4 protein-coding genes are annotated in these 4,281 nt (G+C 42.2%); all 4 read right to left on the bottom strand.

Annotation, left to right across the window (positions count from 1 at the left end; translation table 11 throughout):
- Positions 1–249: 249 nt before the first annotated feature.
- Positions 250–735: a crossover junction endodeoxyribonuclease RuvC gene (locus O9295_RS08580; RefSeq protein WP_002763127.1), complete on the bottom strand. Its 486-nt coding sequence runs from the start codon at positions 733–735 to the stop codon at positions 250–252.
- Between the two features lie 3 nt (positions 736–738).
- Positions 739–1,842, bottom strand: a complete 1,104-nt coding sequence (gene wecB, locus O9295_RS08575; RefSeq protein ID WP_288032676.1) for a non-hydrolyzing UDP-N-acetylglucosamine 2-epimerase — start codon at positions 1,840–1,842, stop codon at positions 739–741.
- 128 nt (positions 1,843–1,970) lie between these two features.
- On the bottom strand, positions 1,971–3,305 hold the full coding sequence (locus O9295_RS08570; protein WP_288032675.1) for an MlaD family protein: 1,335 nt from the start codon (positions 3,303–3,305) through the stop codon (positions 1,971–1,973).
- Between the two features lie 46 nt (positions 3,306–3,351).
- The gene (locus tag O9295_RS08565) at positions 3,352–4,134 is read right to left on the bottom strand and encodes an ABC transporter ATP-binding protein (protein WP_002739028.1); all 783 of its coding nucleotides are present in this window, start codon (positions 4,132–4,134) and stop codon (positions 3,352–3,354) included.
- Positions 4,135–4,281: the final 147 nt, after the last annotated feature.

The raw sequence follows: 4,281 nt of genomic DNA, 5'->3' as shown, positions 1-4,281 counted from the left end.
TTTTGTGGAAGCCTTGGCAGCTTTTCGGACAGCGATGTCTTTCCGTTTCTTTGAGTGGCTGACCGAGAATCGGGATGTGTTTGCCGCTTACAAAGCCAGTTTAGGCTTTGTTTGGGCTTGAAATTTGTTTAAGTCCCAATATTTGAAGGCCTTATTATCTTCAACCGTCCCATCGAACTAAGATAGTGCAAGCTTAAAGATGGCTTTTAGTTGTCAGCTAAATTTTTGCGCCAATTTCGTCAAATTGCTTCAAGAGATTTGATTGCGAACGCCACTGAAAGCAGCGTATGCGATCGCTATAGCATCTACAGCATCATTAATAGGCATTTTTGTCAATCCGAATAAATACTTAATTTGTTCGGCCACCTCAGCTTTAGTGGCCCTACCATGGCCCAGATGACATTTCCAACTAGCTTGATGGAGGAAAATCGGTTCAATTCCTCCATCGCGACAGCTAACTAGATTGATAATTCCCAATGCTTGCAGGACTCCACCGGCTGCCTTGATTTGCCGGTTAAAAAAGGGCATTTCCACGGCAATTTCCCCCGGTTTATATTCTGCGATTAACTCCTTTAAATCCCGTTCAATTTCGATCAAACGCTGGGCAGTAGAAAGATTTTTAGAAGTTTCGATCGTGCCGTAATCGACTAAAATCGGCATTAACTCACTATTATCCCGGAGAATAGCCCAACCGACAATCGCTAATCCGGGGTCGATACCCAACCAAGTAGTCATAGATTAAGCCAAAAAATCTTGGACGATTTGGAGGATTCTTTGGGATGCTTGTCCATCTCCAAAAGGATTAATGGCATTAGCCATACGATCATAGGCGATTTTATCCCCTAATAATTCTCCCGCTGCGGCTAAAATTTGCTCGGGATTTGTCCCAATTAATTTCGCGGTTCCCGCTTGTACTGCTTCCGGTCTTTCCGTGGTTTCTCGCAATACTAAAACCGGTTTTCCTAAACTAGGGGCTTCTTCTTGAATGCCCCCCGAATCAGTTAATAATAAATAACAGCGTTGAATCGCCCCCACTAACTCGGCATAATCGAGAGGTTCAGTTAAAAATACCCTGGGATGATTGCCCAAAGCGGACTTTATTGGTTCTCGGACGGTGGGATTGCGATGCAGGGGTAATAATAGGGCTGTATCGGTATATTTTTCTAACAACAAAGTGAATCCTTTGATAATATCCTGTAAGGGTTCGCCCCAATTTTCCCGGCGGTGAACCGTGGCTAATAAAACCCGATAATCTGACCAATTTAAGCCCGCAATTTGACATTCTGGAGCGGTTTTGGCTACGCTTAATAAAGCATCAATAACTGTATTACCGGTGTGGTGAATATTTCCTGTCACCCCGGATTTTTGTAAATTTTCCACGGCTAAAGTAGTGGGAGCAAAATGTAGGGTAGTCAGTTGAGAAATTAGGCGACGATTAGCTTCTTCGGGATAGGGATTATAGATATCATTAGTTCTTAATCCTGCTTCCACATGGGCGATAGGAATTTGTTGATAAAAAGCCGCTAAAGCAGCAGCAAAAGCAGTGGTAGTATCACCTTGCACAATAATTAAATCTGGTTTTATGCGCTCAAAAACTGTTTCTAAACCCCGTAAACTGCGGCAAGTAATATCAGTTAAGGTTTGACGGGTTTGCATAATATCGAGATTTTCATCTGCTTTTAAAGCAAATAATTCCATCACCTGCGCTACCATTTCTTTATGCTGTCCCGTCAGAACTACATGGGTTTGAAACTGTTCCGATTCTTGAAAAGCACGAATAACGGGAGCTAATTTAATCGCTTCGGGACGAGTTCCAAGAGTAATACAAATTGATTTCGACATATTATTATCAGTTATCAGTTATCAGTTATCAGTTATTAGTTATCAGTTATTAGTTATCAGATGTGATTTTTCATTTCACCGATTACTGTTTACTGATCACCCAAAATCGCTTGAATTGTGCTGTTTTGTCATTTTTCACCGGTGGGGGTTTGTTGAACAATAACTTGGGGATAGAGTTGCATTTGCTGAGGATTTAAAGAAGGTCGAGAGATGGTCAAAACTTTTTGTTTGGCTAACTCTTGAGTCATGGTATCTAAAGTTTGAGCGATACGCAAATTATATTCTAATTGTTCCCCAGAAGAAAGCAAATTACTTAAGCCATCGATTAAACGTCTTAAATTCTCGCGAAATTGGGGATCACCGATTAACTCATCGATATCGGAGGTGATTTTTTGAGTATTTTCAAAAGTAACCCTAGCGGATTCGAGAGTTTTTTGCAGTACAACAATTGTAGCAGGATCGTTAATAGTTTTAGTAATTTCTCGTAAATTATTCGATGTTTCCACCGCATTATTCAAAATAGTCTCGATATTTTGCATGACTTGTTTAGTATCAATTTCATCTAAACCTGCATTCAACTTCAGGGCGGTATTATTGAGATTATTAGCGAGACTACCAATACCTAAACTAGCTTGATTAATATTACCGAGAGTATTAACAATTTGTCCCCGATTTTCGCTGAGAACAGCATTGAGATTAGCGACCAATTGGGAAGATTGTTGAAAAGTCCTGCTGATTTGACTGCGATTTTCCTGAACGGTATTATCTAAAGTATTGACAAAACGGGAGGCATTATTAGCCGTATTAGTGACCGAGCGACTGGTGGTAGCTAATTCCAAAGATAGACGAGAGATTTCTCTTTGGGCATTACGGATAGTCTGGGAGGTATCATCGGATAAACGGGCGATTTTTTGAGCTGCTATAGCGGTATTTTTGGTGACATCATTGAGATTACCCACAAATTCAGGACTGGTAAAAGTATCCACTAAACGACCAACACTAGACATTAATTGTGTTCCTGTTGTCCCCTGTAAACGAGTATTATTACAGAGAATTAACTGTTGATCACAGTCGGGAGCCAGAGGGTCGAGATTTTTGGCCTCAGCACTTAAAGAAACTAAGGGAGTGATATCGATGGCTGCCTCCCCAATTAATCCGGAAAGATTGGTAGTAACAGTTACCTTCCTAGGCATAACTAAAGTAGCAGAAGCGATTTCGGCAATAACCTCCACTTGATTACTCCCCGGGATAAAACTCGTAATTCTTCCCACTCTCACCCCGCGAAAACGTACCGGCGCCCCGACTTGTAACCCTTCCACGTCAGCAAACTCGAAGATTAATTGATAGGTTCTTTGACCAAATCCCCCCCCGCGAACCCAGATAGCGAGCGCCCCAAAGACCAATAATCCGCCTAGAGCAAACAAACCTAGTCTTCCTTCCCGTAAAGCTCGCGAACTCTGCATGATTTTTCTCTCATTCTCGATAGTTCTTAATTTAGCTTAATCTAGCTTAAACGATTGTCCTAATCGGGCCTTCAATGCTGGCGCTAAAAAATTGCCGGATCATGGGATGATCGGTACGATCGATATCTGCCACTAATCCCTGCCATTGCACTTTTCCCTGATAGAGAAATACTACTCGATCGGCGGTGCGTCGGATGGTGCTTTGTTGGTGAGAAACCATCACATAAGTGTTCGCAGACCCCGATTTTTCATGGAGAGTCCGCACTAGATCCTCGATAATTGTGGAAGCTATCGGGTCTAATCCGGCGGTAGGTTCATCATACAGCAGTAATTCAGGATTATCGGCCGGATTATCGGGATTAGTGATAATAGCGCGGGCAAAAGCCACCCGTTTACGCATTCCCCCCGATAGTTCCGAAGGATAAAGGTCACTAATTCCCTGTAAACCGACCATTTCCAGGCTTTTTTCCACTAATTCCCTAATTATGGCTTTTTTTAAATTAGTTTGTTCATAAAGATAAAAACCGACATTTTCCCCGACGGTGAGAGAATCAAACAGGGCCGTTTGTTGAAAAACTAAGGAAGTTCGCATCGCTTCTCGACCATCTTCTAGCAATCCCTGACGCAATTGACCTTTAATACGAATTTCTCCAGCATTTATCCCCGTTAATCCCGCAATTAACCGTAAAACCGTTGATTTTCCCGTTCCCGACGGCCCGATAATTACCAGGGCCTCCCCTCGATAAATGGTTAAATCTAAACCATCGAGAATAACATTATCCCCGAATCTTTTCGATACTCCTCTCAATTCAATTAACGGTTCTTTCATCGTCGCTTAATTAGGGTTTGCTGAAAAAGTTTTTCCTAGGGGCAGGGTGTAGGGTGTGGGGTGTGGGGTGTGGGGTTTTACCGATTTTGAGGGGGTCAATTACCTAATTTTCAGGGAAAAAGTCCCTGAATTTACCCCTGATCACTC

The sequence above is a fragment of the Microcystis sp. LE18-22.4A genome (genome assembly GCF_027531105.1).
Taxonomy (GTDB): Bacteria; Cyanobacteriota; Cyanobacteriia; order Cyanobacteriales; family Microcystaceae; genus Microcystis; species Microcystis aeruginosa.
This window is presented reverse-complemented; position numbering and strand designations above follow the sequence as displayed.

Bases quoted from the DNA above. Each gene is read 5' to 3' on its own strand.
- wecB (WP_288032676.1), bottom strand. From the start codon at position 1,842: ATGTCGAAATCAATTTGTATTACTCTTGGAACTCGTCCCGAAGCGATT.
- O9295_RS08565 (WP_002739028.1), bottom strand. From the start codon at position 4,134: ATGAAAGAACCGTTAATTGAATTGAGAGGAGTATCGAAAAGATTCGGG.
- O9295_RS08580 (WP_002763127.1), bottom strand. From the start codon at position 735: ATGACTACTTGGTTGGGTATCGACCCCGGATTAGCGATTGTCGGTTGG.
- O9295_RS08570 (WP_288032675.1), bottom strand. From the start codon at position 3,305: ATGCAGAGTTCGCGAGCTTTACGGGAAGGAAGACTAGGTTTGTTTGCT.